The organism is Caballeronia sp. INML3B, from assembly GCF_023631305.1.
Lineage (GTDB): Bacteria > Pseudomonadota > Gammaproteobacteria > Burkholderiales > Burkholderiaceae > Caballeronia > Caballeronia turbans.
This window is the reverse complement of sequence record NZ_JALQDI010000081.1, coordinates 192,296-212,306: the sequence shown is the minus strand read 5'-3', so window position 1 is coordinate 212,306 and position 20,011 is coordinate 192,296. Positions and strand designations below refer to the sequence as shown.

The 20,011-nt window shown below is 66.7% G+C and carries 21 protein-coding genes; 19 read left to right on the top strand and 2 right to left on the bottom strand.

Annotation, left to right across the window (positions count from 1 at the left end; genetic code table 11):
* Positions 1-172: 172 nt before the first annotated feature.
* From NCS58_RS33240 to NCS58_RS33155, 18 genes are read left to right on the top strand one after another with little or no spacing between them, the layout of a single operon-like run.
* On the top strand, positions 173-868 hold the full coding sequence (locus tag NCS58_RS33240) for a beta-ketoacyl synthase chain length factor (protein ID WP_250478003.1): 696 nt from the start codon (positions 173-175) through the stop codon (positions 866-868).
* On the top strand, positions 855-1,646 hold the full coding sequence (locus NCS58_RS33235; RefSeq protein ID WP_061118721.1) for a 1-acyl-sn-glycerol-3-phosphate acyltransferase: 792 nt from the start codon (positions 855-857) through the stop codon (positions 1,644-1,646). The genes NCS58_RS33240 and NCS58_RS33235 overlap by 14 nt, the downstream gene beginning before the upstream one ends.
* The gene (locus NCS58_RS33230) at positions 1,627-1,926 is read left to right on the top strand and encodes a phosphopantetheine-binding protein (RefSeq protein WP_061118720.1); all 300 of its coding nucleotides are present in this window, start codon (positions 1,627-1,629) and stop codon (positions 1,924-1,926) included. The genes NCS58_RS33235 and NCS58_RS33230 overlap by 20 nt, the downstream gene beginning before the upstream one ends.
* Positions 1,923-2,180, top strand: coding sequence for an acyl carrier protein (locus NCS58_RS33225; RefSeq protein ID WP_061118719.1), 258 nt, complete (start codon positions 1,923-1,925; stop codon positions 2,178-2,180). Before NCS58_RS33230 ends, NCS58_RS33225 begins: the two co-directional genes overlap by 4 nt.
* Positions 2,177-2,827, top strand: a complete 651-nt coding sequence (locus NCS58_RS33220) for a hypothetical protein (RefSeq protein ID WP_250478002.1) — start codon at positions 2,177-2,179, stop codon at positions 2,825-2,827. Before NCS58_RS33225 ends, NCS58_RS33220 begins: the two co-directional genes overlap by 4 nt.
* On the top strand, positions 2,824-4,527 hold the full coding sequence (locus NCS58_RS33215) for an AMP-binding protein (protein ID WP_250478001.1): 1,704 nt from the start codon (positions 2,824-2,826) through the stop codon (positions 4,525-4,527). The genes NCS58_RS33220 and NCS58_RS33215 overlap by 4 nt, the downstream gene beginning before the upstream one ends.
* Positions 4,524-6,287: a glycosyltransferase gene (locus NCS58_RS33210; protein ID WP_250478000.1), complete on the top strand. Its 1,764-nt coding sequence runs from the start codon at positions 4,524-4,526 to the stop codon at positions 6,285-6,287. Before NCS58_RS33215 ends, NCS58_RS33210 begins: the two co-directional genes overlap by 4 nt.
* Positions 6,274-7,854, top strand: coding sequence for a histidine ammonia-lyase (gene hutH / locus NCS58_RS33205; RefSeq protein WP_250477999.1), 1,581 nt, complete (start codon positions 6,274-6,276; stop codon positions 7,852-7,854). Before NCS58_RS33210 ends, hutH begins: the two co-directional genes overlap by 14 nt.
* Complete coding sequence (locus tag NCS58_RS33200; protein WP_061118714.1) at positions 7,847-8,284, top strand: thioesterase family protein; 438 nt, start codon at positions 7,847-7,849, stop codon at positions 8,282-8,284. Before hutH ends, NCS58_RS33200 begins: the two co-directional genes overlap by 8 nt.
* Positions 8,272-8,907 carry an outer membrane lipoprotein carrier protein LolA gene (locus NCS58_RS33195; protein WP_250477998.1) on the top strand — a complete coding sequence of 212 codons (636 nt, stop codon included), beginning with the start codon at positions 8,272-8,274 and terminating at the stop codon, positions 8,905-8,907. The genes NCS58_RS33200 and NCS58_RS33195 overlap by 13 nt, the downstream gene beginning before the upstream one ends.
* Positions 8,904-11,333, top strand: coding sequence for an MMPL family transporter (locus tag NCS58_RS33190; protein ID WP_250539019.1), 2,430 nt, complete (start codon positions 8,904-8,906; stop codon positions 11,331-11,333). The genes NCS58_RS33195 and NCS58_RS33190 overlap by 4 nt, the downstream gene beginning before the upstream one ends.
* Entirely contained in the window at positions 11,330-12,511 is a 1,182-nt protein-coding gene (locus NCS58_RS33185; protein WP_250477996.1) for a beta-ketoacyl-[acyl-carrier-protein] synthase family protein, read from the top strand. Before NCS58_RS33190 ends, NCS58_RS33185 begins: the two co-directional genes overlap by 4 nt.
* A gap of 5 nt (positions 12,512-12,516) precedes the next feature.
* Positions 12,517-12,999, top strand: coding sequence for a hotdog family protein (locus NCS58_RS33180; protein ID WP_250477995.1), 483 nt, complete (start codon positions 12,517-12,519; stop codon positions 12,997-12,999).
* Positions 12,996-13,721 carry a 3-ketoacyl-ACP reductase FabG2 gene (locus NCS58_RS33175; RefSeq protein ID WP_250477994.1) on the top strand — a complete coding sequence of 242 codons (726 nt, stop codon included), beginning with the start codon at positions 12,996-12,998 and terminating at the stop codon, positions 13,719-13,721. Before NCS58_RS33180 ends, NCS58_RS33175 begins: the two co-directional genes overlap by 4 nt.
* Positions 13,721-14,947 carry a beta-ketoacyl-ACP synthase gene (locus NCS58_RS33170; RefSeq protein WP_250477993.1) on the top strand — a complete coding sequence of 409 codons (1,227 nt, stop codon included), beginning with the start codon at positions 13,721-13,723 and terminating at the stop codon, positions 14,945-14,947. The genes NCS58_RS33175 and NCS58_RS33170 overlap by 1 nt, the downstream gene beginning before the upstream one ends.
* Complete coding sequence (locus tag NCS58_RS33165; protein ID WP_250477992.1) at positions 14,944-16,179, top strand: beta-ketoacyl synthase; 1,236 nt, start codon at positions 14,944-14,946, stop codon at positions 16,177-16,179. The genes NCS58_RS33170 and NCS58_RS33165 overlap by 4 nt, the downstream gene beginning before the upstream one ends.
* Before the next feature lie 59 nt (positions 16,180-16,238).
* On the top strand, positions 16,239-16,664 hold the full coding sequence (locus tag NCS58_RS33160) for a hypothetical protein (protein WP_250477991.1): 426 nt from the start codon (positions 16,239-16,241) through the stop codon (positions 16,662-16,664).
* 25 nt (positions 16,665-16,689) lie between these two features.
* The gene (locus tag NCS58_RS33155) at positions 16,690-17,124 is read left to right on the top strand and encodes an excinuclease ABC subunit A (protein WP_250539018.1); all 435 of its coding nucleotides are present in this window, start codon (positions 16,690-16,692) and stop codon (positions 17,122-17,124) included.
* A gap of 51 nt (positions 17,125-17,175) precedes the next feature.
* Here the strand turns inward: NCS58_RS33155 and NCS58_RS33150 are convergent, their stop codons facing one another.
* A complete protein-coding gene (locus NCS58_RS33150) occupies positions 17,176-17,916 on the bottom strand; it encodes a class I SAM-dependent methyltransferase (RefSeq protein ID WP_250477990.1) in 741 nt (246 codons plus the stop codon).
* 125 nt (positions 17,917-18,041) lie between these two features.
* Between NCS58_RS33150 and NCS58_RS33145 the strand changes: the two genes are divergently transcribed.
* On the top strand, positions 18,042-19,289 hold the full coding sequence (locus tag NCS58_RS33145; protein ID WP_250477989.1) for an NAD(P)/FAD-dependent oxidoreductase: 1,248 nt from the start codon (positions 18,042-18,044) through the stop codon (positions 19,287-19,289).
* Between the two features lie 110 nt (positions 19,290-19,399).
* Here the strand turns inward: NCS58_RS33145 and NCS58_RS33140 are convergent, their stop codons facing one another.
* Positions 19,400-19,855 (bottom strand): ribonuclease, encoded by a 456-nt coding sequence (locus NCS58_RS33140; RefSeq protein ID WP_250478015.1) that lies wholly within the window; start codon positions 19,853-19,855, stop codon positions 19,400-19,402.
* Positions 19,856-20,011 lie beyond the last annotated feature (156 nt).

The window sequence follows — 20,011 nt, the reverse complement described above, 5'->3', positions numbered from 1 at the left end:
TTCATCGCCGCACTCTAAATTATTCCAGCGTCGCGCCGTTAACCTGCTCGCAAGACAAACCAATCATTAGAAAAGTATCGGATGGCTCTGCCGCCGGGTGGAGCGCATCTACTCGTGTGTTCGTCGGCCGTCCAGCCTGAATACCATACGTTTCCGAGCGCGAACCACCGACATGCCCGATCTCCACTGGATCATTCCGGTTGCTCGCTCGTCAATATGGCCTGCCGCCGCATCCGTCGCCCCCGACATCGGCTTTATCGAGCCGTTGACGCGGCGCAGGCTCAGCACGCTGTCGCGCGCCGGGCTAAAGGTGGCGCACGACTGCGCAGCGCATGTGCCCGCAGTGCGTCTCGTCTTCGCTTCGCGTCACGGCGAACTGCGCCGCACGACCGACGTCCTGCACACCATGGATGCCGGCAAGACCGTTTCGCCCACGTCCTTCAGTCTGTCCGTGCTCAACACGATGACAGGTATCTTCGGCATCGTGCGCGGCGACCGCACCCCGGCCAGCGCGTTGTCGGCGGGCAATGAAACCCTCGGCTATGCCCTGCTCGAAGCCTACGCGCAATACGCTACGGACCCATCGAGTCCGGTGCTGCTCGTCTATGCCGACGAACCGGCCGATCCCGCATACGGCCCGGTCGAAGACGAAGTCGATGGCGGCGCCCTTGCGATCCTGCTCGATGCATCCGCGCAAACCGGTCGCCTCGAATGCGCGCGCAATGCGGCCAGCGACGATGCCGATACATTGCGCACGTCATTTCCGTCGCAAAGCGCGGCCGTGCAGCACTGTCTCGACACGCGCGCGTCGAGCGAATGGCATGGCATGAGCTCCACGTGGCAATGGTGCTGGCATGAAGGCGCTTGAATACCACTGGCGTCTCGTCGCGACGGCTCTCGCATTCGCCGCGTTCGGCGTCTGCGGACTCGGCTTCTCGCTGATCGTATTCCCGCTCGCCTCACTCTGGCCGCATCGGGACTCCAGACAGCGCATCATCGTCGCGATCATTCACACGTTTTTTCGCGCGCTCGTCGCCGTGCTCGTGCGCGTGGGCGTGATGACGCTCGACGTGCATGGCGCGCGCGCGCTCCGGCCCGACTCGCGGCGCGCGGCCATCGTCGTCGCCAATCACCCGACCTGGCTCGACGTGATGGTGCTGTTGTCGCTCACGCCGCGCGCATGCTGCGTCGTGAAGAGCGCGCACTGGAGCAATCCGTTCTTCTGGGGCGTGATGCGCGCGGCCGAGTACGTGAGCAATGCAGACCCCGTCGAACTCGTCGACGCGGGCGCGCGTCAACTGGCTCGCGGCTACACGATGATCATTTTTCCGGAGGGCACGCGCAGTCCGACACGCAACCGGATGCACGCGTTCTCACGCGGATTCGCGCACATGGCATTGCAGTCCGGCGCGCCGATCCTGCCCGTCCTGATGGACTGCGATCCGCCCGCGTTCACGAAAGACATGCGCTGGCACGACGTGCCCGAACGCGCGTTCCACATGCAAGTGAACGTGCTCGCGCCCCTGCGCGCCGACGAACTCGCCGCGCGCGACGAGCCGCCCGCGCTTGCCGCCCGGACGGTGACGAGCGCGATCGAAGCCCACATCACCCAGCATCTGATCGACTATGGATTCTTTAAAGCTTGAAATCAAACGGCTTCTGATCGAAGCCCTCGATCTCGAAGACATGCAGCCCGGCGACATCGACGACGACGCGCCGCTCTTCGAAACCGAAGGCGTCGGTCTCGACTCGATCGACGCGCTCGAGATCGGCATCGTGCTGCGCGAACACTATCAACTGAACATCGCGGCCAACGACGAGCACGCGCGAGAGCACTTCCGTTCGATCAACACGCTTGCCGCACTGGTGGCGAGCCAGCGCGAGCTCGCGCATGTGGTGGACGGATCCACGAAAGAAGGGGAATGACCGTGACCGGGAACGAGATCCTTGAGCGCATCCGCGCCATCTTCCACGAAAACTTCGCGATTGCGCCCGAGCGCGTGACGCCCGAGGCCCATCTCTTCGAAGAGCTCGATCTGGACAGCATCGACGCCGTCGACCTCGCGATCAAGCTGCAGGAAATGACGGGCCGCCGCATCAAGCCGGAAGAATTCAAGTCGGTGCGCACGGTCGCGGATGTGGTCGCCGCCGTCGAGTCGCTGCTCGTCGAGCAGGAATGATGCAATCGCAGACCGCGCGTGCGCAGAACCCCGATGCCGCCGATGCAAACTCGCGCGGCCGGACCGGCTTCGCGCTGAACGTCGTGCTCAAGCTCGCGTATCCGGCGGTGATTCTGGGCGCGTGGTTCTGGAACGCGCCGCGCTATGCCGGCTGCCTGCTGTTCGCGCTGATCTGGATGCAACGCTGCCTCGGCACGGGCATGGTCAGCGTATCGCTGCGCAGGCTCACGCGCGTCGACTGGATCGTGGCGTTCATGCTGAGCATCGCGTCCGCCGCAATCGTGTGGACCGACAGCGAACGCCTGCTGCACATCTATCCGTCCCTCGTCAATCTCGGCTTGCTGATCGCGTTCGGCGCGACGCTCGTGCGCGGCCCGTCGATGATCGAGAAGTTCGCGCGCATCGGCACGCCCGACCTGAGTAACGCCGCCGTGGTGCATACGCGCCGCGTCACGCAGATCTGGTGCGGCTTCTTCGCCGCGAACGGCCTGTTCTCGCTCTATACCGCGCTGTACTGGCAGCGCGAGGCATGGTCGCTTTACAACGGCGCGATCTCGTATGGACTCGTCGGCGCGCTGCTCGCCGGTGAAATCGCGTGGCGCTATCTCGTGATTCTGCCGCGCGCGCGGCGCGTGGAGGCGGCATGATCGCACTGCACGATGTGCTGCGCGTGCAACGCGATGCGCAGACGCCCGTCTGCCGCGACGACCGCGCCGGGACCGCGAACGACATCATCACGCATGCGGCATTCCTCGCGCGCACGGCGGCGCTCGTGTGGTGGCTGCGCGAGCAGCCGGCGCGCCGCTATGCCCTTTGCATCGACGATCCGTTCGACTTCGCCTGCGCGCTCTTCGCGCTGTTTGCGTGCGGCAAGGAGCCGGTGATTCCCGCGAGTTCCGCTCCCGGCTATCTCGCCGATCTCGCGAGCGCCTATGACGCCATGCTGACCGATGACGACATCCGCGCGCTGGCCGCAACGGAATCGATCACGCGCGCCATGCCGCCGGCGCCGATCGACCCGGGCGCGCCGCTCACGCTCTACACGTCCGGCAGCAGCGGCACGCCCAAGCCGATCCACAAGACGCTCGCCCAGTTCGATGCCGAAGTGCGCACGCTCGAACGCGAATGGGGCGCGCTTATCGGTGACGCGACCGTGCTCGCGAGCGTCCCGCATCGCCATATTTACGGGCTGCTGTTTCGCGTGATGTGGCCGCTCGCCGCGGGCCGTGCATTCGATCGCGCCGTGTGCGCGGAACCGACGCAAGTGCAGTCGCGCATCGCGCGCTGCGGCGGGACCGTGGTGGTGTCTTCGCCGGCGCAACTCGTACGCTGGGCCGCGCTCGCCGGTTTCGCGGAACTGACGCCTGCGCCGCACGTGTTCTTTTCATCGGGCGGGCCGCTCGCGGCCGACGCGGCGCACGGCTACGCGAGGGCGTTCGGCGATGCGCCCGTCGAGATTTACGGCAGCACCGAAACGGGCGGCATTGCGTGGCGCAGGCAGAATGAAACGCAGGCGTGGCGACCGCTCAGCGGCGTCGGCGTGCGCCGCGGGAACGACGGCGCGCTCGAAGTGCGCTCGCCCCATCTGGGCCACGACGGCTGGCATCGCACCGACGACGCGATTCTTCTCGACGACGACGGACGGTTTCGCCTGCAAGGCCGCCTCGACCGCGTGATCAAGCTCGACGGCAAGCGCGTGTCGCTGCCCGAAATGGAAGCACGGCTCGCGCTGCATCCGTATGTAGCGCAGGCGTGCGTCGTGCCGCTCGCGGGCGCATCGCGCGAACGCGTGGGCGCCGTGGTCGCGTTGAGCGATGCGGGCGGCGCCGCGTTGCGCGACGAAGGCCGCGTGGCACTCGCGAAGTCGCTGCGCCGTCATCTCGCCGCGTATTTCGACGTCGTGCTCTTGCCGCGCCGCTGGCGCTTTCGGATCGCGCTGCCGGTCGATGCGCGCGGCAAGCTGCCCGTCGCGTCGGTCGTGGCGGCCTTCGGCACCCGCGCCGAAGGCTTCGAATTGCTCTCGGAAGCACGCGACGGCGACAACTTGCGCTACGAGTTGCGCGTGCCGTCGACGCTCGCGCATTTCGGCGGACATTTCCCGGATCTGCCGATCCTGCCGGGCGTCGTGCAGGTCGACTGGGCCATCCGGCTCGCATCGGAGCATGTCGCGGGAACGCGCGACACCGCATCGGTCGATCGTCTCAAGTTCATGGCGCCCGTGCCGCCCGGCGCGGTGCTCGACCTGCGGATCGCGCACGATACGGCGCGCCGCCGCATGCAGTTCGCGTATCGGCTGAACGGGCGCGACTGCTCGTCGGGCGTGGTCGTCTATCGGGAGCACGCATGAGCGGCGCGAACCTGCGGACCTGCATCGTCATTCCGATTTACAACCACAAGGAAGCGATCGGCGACACCGTCTCGCGCCTCGCCGTGCACGGCCTGCCGATGTTCGTCGTCGACGACGGCAGCGACGCGGCCACGCAAGCGGTTCTCGCGCAGATCGTCGGGCAATACGGCGAACAGATTACGCTGCTGCGTCTGCCCGTCAACGGCGGCAAGGGCGCGGCCGTGATGGCGGGCCTGCGCGAGGCGCGGCGCGCGGGCTACACGCATGCGTTGCAGATCGACGCCGACGGCCAGCATGACGCGAACGACGTGCCGCGCTTTCTCGCGGCCGCGCGCGCCGAACCGGGCGCGGTGATCCTCGGGCGTCCCGTCTACGACGAGAGCGTGCCGAAGTCGCGTCTCTATGGCCGTTACGTGACGCACGTGTGGGTATGGATCGAAACGCTGTCTTTCACGATCCGCGATTCGATGTGCGGCTTTCGCCTGTACCCGCTCGATGCGGTCTGCGCGCTCATCGACAGCGTGCGAATCGGCACGCGCATGGACTTCGACATCGAAATTCTCGTGCGGCTGCACTGGCGGCGGCTCGCATTCCGCACCGTGCCGACGCGCGTCACTTACGCGACGGACGGCATCTCGCACTTCGACGTCCTGTGGGACAACGTGCGCATCAGCGCGAGCCATGCGCGGCTCGTATGCGGCATGCTGCTGCGTCTGCCGATGCTCCTCGCGCACAAGGCGATGCCGCGCAAGACGTCCGCCGCCGCGCGGGCCGAGGGCGGCTGGTGGCGCGTCGCCGAGCGCGGCAGCCGGCTCGGCATGGCGCTGCTCGCGCTCAGTTGCCGTTTCTGCGGCGTGCGCGTCACGGGGCTGTGGCTGCATCCGGTCGTCGGCTATTTCCTGCTGACGGGACGCGCTGCACGGGCGGCGTCGCATCGCTACTTCGCGCATCTGGAGCACGCCGCGCCGGGCGAGCGCACGCCGCGTCCGGGCTGGCGTTCGGCGTACCGGCAGATGTTCGCCTTCGCGCAATCGGGGCTCGACAGGTTCGCCGCGTGGTCGGGCCGCATCGCCGACGACGCGCTCGTGTTCGACGAGCCCGCCGCGTTTGAAGCGCTCGTCGCGAGCGGGCGCGGCGCGCTCGTGATCGGCGCGCATCTCGGCAATCTCGAAATGACGCGGGCACTCGCGGTGCGCAACGGCCGCGCGAAGGTGACGGCCATCGTCTACACGGAGCACGCGAAGCGCTTCAACAGCGTGCTGTCGTCGGCGAACGCGGACTTCGCCAGCCGGCTCATGCAGGTGAGCGACTTCGGCCCCGAGACGTCGATGATGATGAAGGAACGCATCGACGCGGGCGAATTGCTCGTGATCGTCGGCGATCGCGTGCCCGCGCGCGAATCGGGCCGCACGACGGACGCGCGCTTTCTCGGCGCGACGGCCCCGTTCGCACAAGGGCCGTATGTGCTCGCGCACGCGCTCGGCTGTCCGGTCTATCTCTTTTTCTGCTTGAAGGAGCGCGATGCGGACGGTGGCACGCGGCATCGACTGTACTTCGAGCCGTTCGCGGAGCGCATCGCGTTGCCGCGCCGCGAGCGCAGCCAGCACATCGCGGCGTGGGCGCAGCGCTATGCGTCGCGTCTCGAACACTATTGCCGCAAGGCACCCTATCAATGGTTCAATTTCTTCGATTTCTGGGCGCGCCCCGGCAAGACGATGACGCAAGGCGCAGCGCCCGGAGGGAACGATGTCCGAGCATGATCTGATCGACGGCCTGCGCGTGCAGACGGTGACTTTCGGCGGCCGACGCCTGACGATCGAAGAAGTGGTCTCGATCGCCACGCGCCGCACGCCGGTCGCACTGAATCGCGATCCCGCCTGGCGCGCGCGCATCGAGCGCGGCGCGGCGTTCCTGCGCCGTCATCTCGCGGCCGGCAAGACCGTGTACGGCGTGAACACCGGCTACGGCGACGCGTGCGTCGTCGATGTGCCGATGGCGCTCGTCGAAGCGCTGCCGCTGCAGCTCACGCGCTATCACGGTTGCGGCATGGGCGCATATCTCGACGATGAAGCGACGCTCGCCGTGATCGCCGCGCGACTCAATTCGCTGGCGTACGGGTTCTCCGGCGTGCGTCTCGTGCTGCTCGAACGGCTCGCCGACCTCATCAATCATCGCGTGTTGCCGCGCATTCCGTCGGAAGGTTCGGTCGGCGCGAGCGGCGATCTGACGCCGCTGTCGTATGTCGCGGCGGCGCTCGTCGGCGAGCGCGACGTGATGTTCGACGGCGCCTTGCGCGATGCCGCGGGCGTGTGGTCCGCGCTCGGCGTGACGCCGCTCGCACTCGCGCCGAAGGAAGGGCTCGCACTGATGAACGGCACCGCGGTGATGACCGGCCTCGCGTGTCTCGCATTCGCGCGCGCGCGTCATCTCGCACGTCTTGCCGCGCGTCTCACGGCGCTGTCGACGCTGGCGCTCGACGGCCGCGCCGCGCACTTCGATGCGACGATCTTTGCGGTGAAACCGCACGCGGGCCAGGCCGAAGCCGCCGCATGGATCCGCGCCGATCTCGCGGGCCGCGACGACACGCCGGGCCATCGCCTGCAGGACCGCTATTCGATTCGCTGCGCGCCGCACGTGATCGGCGTGGCGGGCGACGCGCTCACGTGGATGCGCCGCGACATCGAGAACGAACTGAACAGCGCGAACGACAACCCGCTGATCGACCCGGACGAAGAGCGCGTGCTGCACGGCGGCAACTTCTACGGCGGGCATATCGCCTTCGCGATGGACGCGCTGAAGACAGCCGTCGCCAATCTCGCGGACCTGATGGACCGCCAGCTCGCATTGATCGTCGACGACAAGTTCAACAACGGCCTGCCGCGTAATCTGACGGGCGCGACGCACGCGCGCGCGCCGATCAATCACGGCTTCAAGGCCGTGCAGATATCGGCGTCCGCGTGGACGGCCGAGGCGCTCAAGCACACGATGCCCGCGAGCGTGTTCTCACGCTCGACCGAAGCGCACAACCAGGACAAGGTCAGCATGGGCACGATTGCCGCGCGCGACTGCCTGCGCGTGCTCGAACTGACGGAGCAGGTCGCCGCCGCGCATACGCTAGCCGCCGTCCAGGCGTTGAACCTGCGTCTGCGTCTCGATTCTGAAACGCCCGTGCCCGCGCCGCTGCGCGAATTCGCGGCAACGATCGCATCGATTTCGCCGTTCGTCGCCGAAGACCGCGCGCTCGAGCACGATCTGCGCGCGTTGACGGCACGCATCGCAGCATGCGCGCTGGTCGATGTCAGTGCAGAGGAGCCCCGTCATGGCTGAGATGATGCAAACCCGCACGCTCAAGGCGAGCGCGATCGTCGAAGTGCAGTTTCACGACGTCGATGCGATGAACGTGTGCTGGCACGGCCACTATCTCAAGTATTTCGAAGCGGCACGTTCGGCGCTGCAACGCGCGTTCGATTACGACTATCGCGAGATGCAGGCGTCGGGTTATGTGTGGCCGGTCGTCGAGGCGCATCTGAAATACGTGCGTCCCGCGACCTACGGGCAGCGCATCGAAGTGCGCGCGGAACTGCTCGAATACGAGAACCGGCTGAAGATCGGCTATGAACTTGTCGATTGCGAGACCGGCCAGCGGCTGACCAAAGGCTACACGATCCAGGTCGCCGTCGATGCAGCCACGCAGGAATTGCAGTTCGTCTCGCCGCCCGTGGTGTTCGAGAAGCTGGAGCGCGTATGGGCGCGTTGACGATATTCCGCGCGCTGCTCGTCGCGCTGCTGGTCGCCGCAGCGCCCGCGCAGGCCGCGAACGGCAATTCCGCGCTCGTCTCGCAAGTGACGTCCCGCCTTGCGCAGATGAAGGGCGTCCGCGCGCAATTCACGCAGACACAGACGCTCTCCGCGATGAAACAGCCGCTCGTCAGCACGGGCATGCTCGTGTTCGAGCGCGATCGCGGGGTGATCTGGCGCGTGGACACGCCTTACGCAGCGACCTACGTCATCACGGACGCGGGCGTCGCCGAGGTCGATGCGAACGGCCGTCGCATCCGCACGAAAAGCGCGCAAGGCGTGCGCGGCGTCGCGCAGGTATCGAAGATGATGCGCGCGATGCTCGGCGGCGATCTGTCCGCGCTCTACTCGCAGTTCGATGTCGATGCTGAAGGCTCGGCGTCGGACTGGACGCTCGGCCTGAAGCCGAACCAGCCGCAACTCGCGCAGGCGATCAAGGGCCTGCACATGACGGGCGGCGCGTTTTTGCGCAGCCTGCGAATCGATCTCGCGAATGGCGACGTCACGCGCATCGAGTTCACGAAGAGCGAAGCGGCCGACGATCTGCCGCCCGCGGAACGTACCTTGCTGAGCGCGCCGTGACATCCCGGCTCTTCCAACGCCCGGCGACCTCGCTGTGGCGCGTTCGCGCCGCATGGCTCGCGCTCACGCTCGTCGCGGTGCTGTATTGCGCGCATCGTTTCAGCGGGCCGTCCCCGCTGGAGACCAACCTGCTCGCGCTGCTGCCCGCGACGGAAGCGAATCCCGTCGCCGAAAGGGCAGTCGCTCAGCTCGCGAACGCGCTCGGGGACCGCACGGTGTTTCTCGTGTCGAGTCGTGACGCGGATCACGCGAAGGCCGCCGCCAGGCGGCTCGGCGCGACGCTGCAGGAGAGCGGCGCGTTCGCGTCCGTGACGGCGGAGCTGCCGCCGTTCGATATCGCGCAAATCGGGGCGCTCTACGCGCCGTATCGCTTCGGCCTGCTGACGCGCGACGACCGCGACGCGCTCGCGCACTCGTCCGGCGGAGCGGCATCGCTGCGCGACGCGCTGATGCAGCGCATCTACAACCCCGTGCGCGGCCCGCTCGCGACGCAACTCGCCGACGATCCGTTCGGCTGGCTCGAGCACTGGCTGTCGGATCTGCCGCTCGCGACATCGAATCTCGATCTCGAAGACAACATGCTGGTCGCACATCGCGGCGGCACGACGAGCGTGCTCGTCGTCACGACGCTGCACGGCTCCGCATACGAGTCGCGCGTGCAGCGCTCGGTGCTGTCCGCGGTGTCGCAGGCTCAGGCGTCATTGCGGTCCGCATGGCCCGACGCGTCCGTCGCGCGGGCGGGCGCCGTGTTCCATGCGGAGTCGGCGCGGCGCGCTTCGGAGCGCGAGGTGCATCTGATCGGCATCGCGTCCGCGTGCGGCATCGCGCTGCTGATGCTGTGGGTGTTTCGCTCGCCGCGTCTGCTGCTGCTCGGCTTCCTGTCCACCGCGCTCGGCGTCGCCTGCGCGCTGGCCCTCACGCTGGCCGTGTTCGGCAAGCTGCATCTGCTGACGCTGGTGTTCGGCGCGAGCCTGATCGGCGAGGCCGTCGATTATTCGATCCAGTACTTCGTCGTCTATCTGGGTGCGCCGCGCGGCTGGGATGCGAAGCGCGGCCCGCGCTCGGTGCGGCCCGCGCTCTCCGTGGCGCTCGCCACCAGCCTGCTCGGCTACGCGATCCTCGCGTGGGCGCCGTTTCCCGCGCTCAAGCAGATCGCCTGTTTCGCGATGACGGGCATCTGCGTCGCGTTCGCCTCGGTCATGTGGCTGCTGCCCACCCTGCTGCCCGCATCGATTCGAAAGGGGCCGAAGGCCACGCAGCGGCGTCTTTTCGCGCGCGCGGAAGTGCTGCTCGCGCGCTGGCAGCGCGCGATCGGCGGGAAGGGTTCGTGGGCCGTCGCCATCGTGCTCGTCGCCATCTGCGCGCCGGGCTGGCTGATGCTCACGAGCGACGACGATATCCATCTGCTGATCCAGCGCGATCCGGCCCTCGTCGCGCAGGAAAATCAGGTGCGCGACGCGGTCGGCATCGACAACACCGCGCAGTTCTTCGTGGTGCAGGGCGCCACGCAGGACAGCGTGCTGGAACGCGCGGAAGCGCTGGGTGCGAAGCTCGACGCGCTGCCGGGCGATCAGTCGGTGGATGGCTGGCGCTCGGTCACGCAGTTCGTGCCGTCGGCGCGGCGTCAGGGCGAAGACCGCGCGCTGCTCGCCCGACACGTCTTCGCCGATCCCGCCGCCATGCGCGCGACGCTGCTGCAGGCTGGCTTTCGCGACGACATCGCAGACGCATGGATCGGCTCCTTCGCGGAATCGGACGGGCAGCCGCTGACCGTCGAGCGCTGGCTCGCGGCGCGCTGGTCCAGGCCCTTCGCCCATTTGTGGCTTGGCGCGGTCGATGCAAACGGGCAGCGCGGCTACGCGGCCATCGTGATGCCGCGCCGCGTGACGCCGCAGAATCTGCCCGCGCTGATCGCGACCGCGCACGCGATGGAAGGCGTCGCGTTCGTCGACAAGGCCGCGAGCGTGTCGAAGCTGTTCGGCGAATATCGCGTCGATAGCGGCATGTGGCTCGGCGGCGCGCTGCTGCTCGTGCTCGTGCTGGTGATCGCGCGCTATCGCCTGCGCGGCGGCATCGCGATCATCCTGCCCGTGCTGCTCGCCGTCGGCGTCACGCTCGCAGCATTCGGCTATGCGCACGTGCCGCTTAATCTGTTCAACTGCCTCGCGCTGATGCTGGTGCTCGGCGTCGGCGCGAATTACGCGGTGTTTCTGCGCGAAGGGTGCCTGCGTGACGGTGCCGACCTCGGCGCGGTCTGGACCGGCGTGCTGCTTTCGGCCGCGACGACGCTGCTGTCGTTCGGCATGCTCGGCATGAGCGCCATGCCCGCGCTGAAGAGCTTCGGCGTCACCCTCACGCTCGGCATTCTGGTGGCGGTGCTGCTCGCGCCGATGGGCATGCCAACCGAAGGGAGAAAACACGCATGACGCTGCCGTCTGTGTATCTGCATGCGCTCGGCATGATCAACGCGCTCGGCAACGACACCGATGCAATCGTGTCCGCGCTCGCCGCATCACAATCGCCGGGCATGGGACCGATGCCCATGAGAACCGGTGACGCGTTCGTCGGCCGCGTACTCGCGCCGCTCGACATCGCGCCGCCCGCGGCACTCGAACGCTTCGATTGCCGCAACAACCGCCTGCTGCTCGCGGCGCTGGAACGCATCCGCGCCGAGATCGAGGCGGCGCGCGAGCGTTACGGCTCCGCGCGCATCGGCGTGGTGCTCGGCACGAGCACGTCGGGCGTCGGCGCGGCGGAAGAGGCATTCGCGCATCGCACGAAGACGGGCGCTTTTCCTGACAACTTCGACTATCGGCAGATGGAAATCGGCACGGCCGCGCCGTTCGCGGCGGCCGCGCTGAACGTGCAAGGTCCGGCGTTCACGGTATCGACCGCGTGCACGTCGAGCGCGAAGGCGTTCGCGGCCGCGCGCCGTCTGCTGCAACTGAATCTGTGCGACGCGCTGATCGTCGGCGGCGTCGACACGCTGTGCGAGCTCACCGTGCAGGGCTTCGCGTCGCTCGATTCGGTCAGCCTCGCGCGCACGAATCCGATGAGCCGCAACCGCAACGGCATCAACGTCGGCGAAGGTGCGGCGGTGTTTCTCATGACGCGCGACGAAGGCGCCGTGCGTCTTGCCGGCGTCGGCGAATCGAGCGACGCGTATCACGTATCGGCGCCCGATCCGCAAGGCGTCGGCGGCGAAACGGCGCTGCGAACGGCGCTGGCGGATGCGGGCGTGACGCCCGCCGACATTGGTTACGTGAACATGCACGCGACGGCCACGCGCAAGAACGACGAAATGGAAGCGCATCTGATGGCGCGCGTGTTTCCGGACGGCGTGCCTGCAAGCGGCACCAAACCGTTCACGGGCCATCTGCTCGGGGCGGCGGGCGCGACGGAGCTCGGCTTCGCGTGGCTCACGCTCGCGCGCGATGACGTGACGTTGCCGCTGCATCGCTGGGACGGCGAAGCCGATGCCGCGTTGCCCGTTCTCGACCTCGTCGAGACGGAGCGCCGCCTCGCCCCGGCGGGCACGCGCCATGTGATGAGCAATTCGTTCGCATTCGGCGGCAGCAATGTCAGCCTGGTTCTGGCGGGTTGACGATTATGACTATCAGCGACACGAACAACACGACCTTTCCGCCGATCGAATCGATCATTCCTCATCGCGGCACGATGCTGCTGATAGAGGCCGTCACGTCGTACGGCGACGAGACGCTGACGGCGCACGCGAGCGTGCGGCCCGACGCATGGTATGCGGACGAGCGCGGCGCGATGCCGGCGTGGATCGGCATCGAACTGATGGCGCAGAGCGTGGCCGCGCACGTTTCGCTGTGCGCGATGCGCGCGGGCGGGCGGGCGCGCCCCGGTTTGCTGCTGGGTACGCGCAGCTATCAGGCGCACGCGAGCGCGTTCGCGCGCGGCGCGCAGCTCGTGATCCGCGTGCGCGAAGTGCTGCGCAGCGAGGAAGGCCACGGTGCGTATGAATGCACGATCGAGCATGACGGCGAGCGTTATGCCGATGCCGTCATCAAAGTATTTCAGCCGCATGATTTTCAGACGTTCATCGAAGGGAGCGTGAGCGCATGAGCCGTCGAGTTCTCATAACGGGCGCAAGCCGCGGTATCGGCCGCGCCGTTGCTTATCAACTGGCCGCGGACGGGTTCGCCGTTTCCGTGCATTGCCGCACGGGCCGCGCCGAAGCCGAGGCGGTGACCGCGGGCATCGCCGCGCAGGGCGGCTCGGCGCGCGTCATGCAGTTCGACGTGCGCGACCGCGCCGCCTGCCGCGCGGCGCTCGAAGCAGACGTCGCCGCCCACGGCCCGTACTACGGCATCGTGTGCAGCGCGGGCGTGACGCGCGACGCCGCGTTCCCCGCGCTCACCGGGGAAGACTGGGACGTCGTGATCGAAACCGGTCTCGACGCGTTCTACAACGTGATCCATCCGCTGACGATGCCGATGGTCCGCGCGAAGCAGGGCGGCCGCATCGTGACGATCGCATCGGTGTCGGGCGTGATCGGCAATCGCGGCCAGGTCAACTACAGCGCCGCGAAGGCCGGGCTGATCGGCGCGACCAAGGCGCTCGCCGTCGAGCTCGCGTCGCGCAAGGTCACGGTGAATTGCGTGGCGCCGGGGCTGATCGAGACCGGCATGCTGGACGACGTGCCGGTCGAGCAGGTACTGAAGACAGTGCCGATGAACCGCGTCGGCCAGCCGGGCGAGGTGGCGGCCGTGGTCGGCTTCCTGATGTCGGATGCGGCGTCGTATGTGACGCGCCAGGTGATCGGCGTGAACGGCGGGATGATCTGATGAAACGAGTCGTCATTACGGGCATGGGCGGCGTCACCGCGCTGGGCGATTGCTGGAGCGATGTCGAGTGCGGGCTGAAGGCGGGCCGCAACGCGGTGCGCCGCATCGACGAATGGGACTTCTTCGAAGCGCTGCATACGCGTCTCGCGTGTCCGCTGCCCGCGTTCGCGCAGCCCGCCGACTGGCCGCGCAAGAAGACGCGTTCGATGGGTCTCGTGTCCATGTATGCGGTGCGCGCGAGCGAACTCGCGCTCGCGGACGCGGGCCTTGCCGGCGACGCGTCGATCGGCGACGGGCGCATGGGCGTGGCATACGGTTCGTCGTCCGGCTCGGTCGCGCCGATCCGCGCGTTCGGCACGATGCTCAACACCGGCTCGATGACCGACGTCACGTCGAACAGCTACGTGCAGATGATGCCGCACACGACCGCCGTCAACGTGAGCCTGTTCTGGGATCTGAAGGGACGTGTCATCCCGGCGTCGTCGGCGTGCGCGTCGGGCAGCCAGGCGATCGGCTTTGCGTACGAAACCATCGCGACGGGCAAGCAGACGATGATGCTCGCGGGCGGCGCGGAAGAACTCTCGGGGCCGGCTGTCGCCGTGTTCGACACGCTCTACGCGACGAGCACGCGCAACGATGAGCCGCAGCTCACGCCGCGCCCGTTCGATGCGAAACGCGACGGTCTCGTGGTCGGCGAGGGCGCGGCGACGCTCGTGCTCGAAGAATACGAACACGCGAAGGCGCGCGGCGCGACGATTCACGCGGAGATCGTCGGCTTCGGTTGCAACTCGGACGGCGCGCACATCACGCAGCCGACCGCGAGCACGATGGCGCACGCGATGCGACTCGCACTGGAAGACGCGCGGCTCGACGCGCAGGCGATCGCCTACGTGAACGCGCACGGCACATCGACTGATCGCGGCGATGTCGCGGAAAGCCAGGCGACCGCACAGATTTTCGGCGAGCGCATGCCGATCAGTTCGCTCAAGAGCTATGTCGGGCACACCCTCGGCGCGTGCGGTGCAATCGAGGCGTGGTGGACCATCGAGATGATGAAGCGCAACTGGTACGCGCCGACGCTCAATCTCACCGAGATAGATCCCGCGTGCGCGCCGCTCGATTACATCAGGGGCGAAGCACGGGCGATCGACGCGGAATACGTGATGAGCAACAACTTCGCGTTCGGCGGCATCAATACGTCGTTGATTTTCCGGCGCGGTCGATGAGCGGGACGCGGGTCATGCGGCGCGTCGTCGTGACGGGCATGGGCATCGTCTCGTGTCTCGGCAATTCGCTCGATGCGGTGAGCCAGGCATTGCGCGAAGGTAAAAGCGGCGTGACGCGCATCGACGCGTGGCGCGAGCGCGGCTTTCATTCGCAGGTCGCGGCGGTGGCGTCGGTCGCTCACGAGCCGCCGTTCGACCGCAAGCTGGAGCGCTTCATGGGCGACACGGCGCGCTTCGCGTGTCACGCGACGAAGAAGGCCATCGACGATGCGCGGCTCGACGACGCCACGCTGCGCTCGCCGAAGACGGGCGCGGTTATCGGCTCGGGCGTCGGCGCGATGGCGGAATATGACGCGGCGATCGCCGCGGTGCGGGCGCACGGCATGGACAGAACGCCGCCGTACACGGTGCCGCGCGCGATGAGCAGCACCGCGTCGGCGAACGTCGTGCAGACCTTCGGCATCGAGGGCGTCGCGTATTCGCCTTCGTCGGCGTGCACGACGTCCGCTCTGGCGATCGGGCAGGCGATGCAGCTCATCCAGACCGGAAGGCAGCACGTGGTGCTCGCGGGCGGCAGCGAGGCGCTGCACGACAACATGACGCTGATGTTCGATGCGATGCATGCGCTCTCGCGCGGCTTCAATGACACCCCGGCGCGCGCCTCGCGTCCTTACGACGCGGCGCGCGATGGCTTCGTGATGGGCTCCGGCGCGGGCGTGCTGGTGCTCGAATCGCTCGATCATGCGCGGGCGCGCGGCGCGCGCATCTACGCGGAACTGGCGGGCTTCGGCGAGGCCACCGACTGTGCGGGCATGGTGTCGCCGCACAGCGGCGGCATCGCGCGGGCATTGCGCATGGCGCTCGGTGAAGCGGGCGACATCGACGAATGGCCCGAGTACATCAATACGCAGGCACCGTCCACGCCGCTCGGCGATGCCGAAGAACTGCGCGCGTTGCGCGACGTGTTCGGCGCGCAGGTGCCGCCGTTCTCGTCGACCAAGGCGATGACGGGGCATCCGCTCGGCGCGTGCGGCGCGCACGAAGCGATCTACACGCTGCTGATGATGCGCGATGGTTTCATCGCGGGAACGGGGATAGTCGAGTCGCCGGACCCGCTCGTGCGCGATATGCCGCTCGTTCAGACCACGCGCGAGGCGCGCATCGACCGCGCGATGTCGGTGTCCTTCGGCTTTGGCGGAAGCTGCGCGGCCGTGGTCTTCAGGAATGTTTGACCGGTGCCCGTCGGTGCAATGACGGGCGTGATTCAAAAGCAACCAAGAGTGACCCAAGAATGAGAACCAGAATCGTCCTCGGCGTGATGGCCGGCATCGTGATATCGCAAGCCGGATGCACGACGCAGATCCGCTCGCTGCCGATGCCTGCCGACGTGCTCGCGCAAAACAAGCAGGGCGTGGCGCTGTATTTCAGCGACGAGTCCCATGCGAACGTGAAGAAGCTGATCGAAACCAAGGAAGTGCGCGTGCGTCTGCCGCGCGAGATGAGCGGTCAGGAAGCGACGTGCAACATGGCGCTCGGCAAGGCGCTTCAGCAGTTGCGCGACTATGCGGGCGCGCACCAGGCGAACGCAGTCGTCAACGTGACGACGCGCTTCCAGCACACGGAAACGTCGTCATCGAAGGAGTTCACGTGCGGGGCGAGCAACAACGGCTCGACGCTCGCCGTGCGCGGCGATGTCGTGCAGCTCGACGCCCAATAAGTACATAACCAGGAGGATCAACATCATGAAGCGTCAGATGATCTGCGCGACGGTATTCGCGTGCTTGCTGTCGTCGCACGCGTTCGCGCGCGATTCGGTCGCGAACTATTCCGTCGACTCCGCACTGAAGAGCGAAGGCGGCAAGGTCGATCAGGACATACCGCTGTATTTCGCGGGACAGCCGCATCCCGGCGTCGCGAAATCGTTCGGTGAATCCGCAACGAACAAGAAGACCAACGCGTTCGGCAAGAGCGATGAGACGGCGTGCCAGCACGTGTTTCTGTCGGCGGTGCTGGAGTTGCAGGACCGCGTGCGCAAGGAAGGCGGCAATGCGGTCATCAACATCAGGAGCAACTACCGCAACGTCGAGCGCGAAAGCGCGACGGAGTTCACTTGCGGCGCGGGTGCGATTGTCGCAGGCGTCGCGCTGAAGGGCGAAGTAGTGACGCTGAAGAAGTAACGCGGGACCGGGCTGCGGCGCGCACGTCGAATGGCGCGCCGCGCTTCGCACTCAGCCGCTCTTGACGGCCGCGACATTGACAAGCGTCTCGCGCCGCTTGCCGGGCTTCGGCGTATAGAGGCCGATGCGCTCCAGCAGTCCGAAGTCCTTCGCGCGGCTCCACCACAAGTAGGGCAGCGACACGTTGCGGGAATCGAAGCTGAAGCCGCCGTTGCGGATCATGTCGAGATAGCCGTCCGCGCTCTTTTGCACGTGCATCGGATGACGGAATAGCAGCCGGATGACCCAGGACTTGATGTACGCGTCCGTGGATTCGGCGAACAGTAGTACGCCGCCGGGCTTGAGCACGCGGCGGAACTCGGCGAGCGCGCGTTCCTGCTCGACGAGATGATGAAACGTTTGATGGCAGAAGACGATATCCGTGCTGGCATCGCCTAGCGGCAGATTCGCGCAGTCGCCATGCAGCACTTCGATGCGTGTGGCGGCGGTGTCGGCATTGTCTTCGCAGGCTTGCGCGGCTTTCGCGGCGAGCGCGAGCGATGGCTCGTGGAAATCGATGCCGACGATCCGTCGCGGTGTGAACGCTTTTGCAAGCAGGCGAAATGAAATGCCCTGGCCGCAGCCGACATCGACGATCGTGGGACGAACGGGCAGCGGGCCGTCGATCAGGCCTTTGAGGTCGTTGATGGCGACGCGCAGCACATGATGTTCCCACGTATGCGTGCGCAGGAACCAGACGCCGAACGCCGTTTCAGAAACGAACGGCACGCTGGATGATTCGGTGTTCTGCACAATTGAATCCGGTAATGAAGTAGAAGTTGAATCTTTGATACGAGGCGGCTCGATTGTAATCGCTGATTCGTCGCGCAAACGTCGTATTTGCCCTACGGTTCGAAGTCCGCTTCAAGGGAATAGCAATGAATAAGGAATGTTCAATGAATGCCTCCGTCGATGTCGCCATCATCGGAGCCGGCCCTTCGGGCGCGGTCGCCGCGGCGTTGCTGCGAAAAGCGGGGCGTTCGGTGCTCGTGCTCGAACGGCAGCACTTTCCGCGCTTTTCGATCGGCGAGAGTCTCTTGCCGCAAAGCATGGCGTATCTCGAAGAGGCCGGCATGTTGCAGGACATCGTGGAAGCCGGCTTTCAGTACAAGAACGGGGCGCACTTCGTCCATCGCAATCAGGCGTCGGCTTATGATTTCCGCGACAAGCATTCAGACGGCTGGGGCACGACATTCCAGGTCGAGCGCGCGGTGTTCGACGATCTGCTGATCCGTCGCGCGGCGAAGCAGGGCGCCGAAGTGCGTTTCGGCCATACGGTGCTCGAGATGAAAACCGGGAACGCGCCCGTGCTCGAAGTTGCCGACGAGGCGGGCACTCGATACCAGGTGCACGCGCGCTTCGTGCTCGATGCGAGCGGTTTCGGCCGCGTGCTGCCGCGTCTCTTGAACCTCGAAGCGCCCACGCGCATGCCGACGCGCGCCGCGATCTTCACGCACGTGCGTGACGGCATTCCTGTCGATGCGCACGATCGCAGCAAGATCACCGTCGCCGTGCATCCCGAGCATCGTGACGTGTGGTACTGGATGATTCCGCTGGCGAACGGACGTTCCTCCGTCGGATGCGTGGCGGAAGCGGCGTTTCTCGACGTGCCCGAAGCGCAGCGCGAGGCGAAGCTCCGTGCGTTGATCCGCAGCGAACCGACGCTGAATCGTCTGATCGGCGATGCGCCTTTTCTAATGCCCGTGCGTCATATCGGCGGATATTCGGCGAACGTAGAGCGGCTGCATGGTCCCGGCTACGCGCTGCTCGGCAATGCGGGCGAGTTTCTGGACCCCGTGTTTTCGTCGGGCGTGACGATCGCGTTGCGATCGGCGCATCTCGCCGCCGAGACGCTGAAGCGTCAGTTGAACGGCGAGGTCGTCGATTGGCAGGCGCAATACGACTGGCCGCTGCGCAAGGGCATCGACACGTTTCGCGCCTTCGTCGAGAACTGGTACACAGGGAAGCTGCAGGACATCATCTTTGCGCGCGAGCAGACGCCGGCGATACGCCGAATGATCAGCGCGGTGCTGGCCGGCTACGCGTGGGATGAGACGAATCCTTATGTCGTCGAGCCGGTGCGGCGGTTGAACACCTTGCATGAGGTATGCACGCGACGCGAGTGACGGGCCTGTGGAGCGATGATCGGCTTCGGCGGACGAACGAGGGTTCTCGATCGGCGGCGCGCCGCGGAAGTGTGTTGGCACGGTCCGCGGTTTGCCGCGCCCGCTAGTCCTCATTCCCCAATGCGCTTGAAGCTGACGTAGTAATCGTCGGTGTAATAGCACTCGCCGGTTTGCCCGCGCGGTCCGCCGCATACGATCCGGCGCTGTCCGCGATCGGTCGAGCCGGGCGTGCGGACCGTGTATGCGTGGTAGTAGCCGCGCGGATGCTTCGGCAGCAAGAGCGCACTGTTGCGGAACACGACGCCGTCCTCGCTAAAAGGATACGGGCCGCCCGCCTTGATCAGCCGCAGTGTCTCCGCTGCTTCGCCGGGTAGCTGCGCCTTGGCGATAGCGCCCAGCGCACCGGATGCGGAGGGTATATCGCTCGCGCCCTGCGCCGGCTGGACCGGCGCCTGGCTCGCGGATGCGCCCGATGCCTCCGTAGCGTTTTGCGATCCCCCTTTGCCGCATCCGCCGACAATCGCGCTCGAGGCAACGATGCAGCAGAAAACCCACGCATTCTTCACGAAACGGTTCTCCACGCGTTGACGGGATTCGACGACCAGGATGGATGTAAAGGTATCGCTAATAGCGGGGCGAATCAATGTTCGGCTGCGATTTGGCGGCTTTTGTAGGACAAGCAGGTTGAGTGCCACACCGCGTGGGAAGGCTTCTCGGGCGAG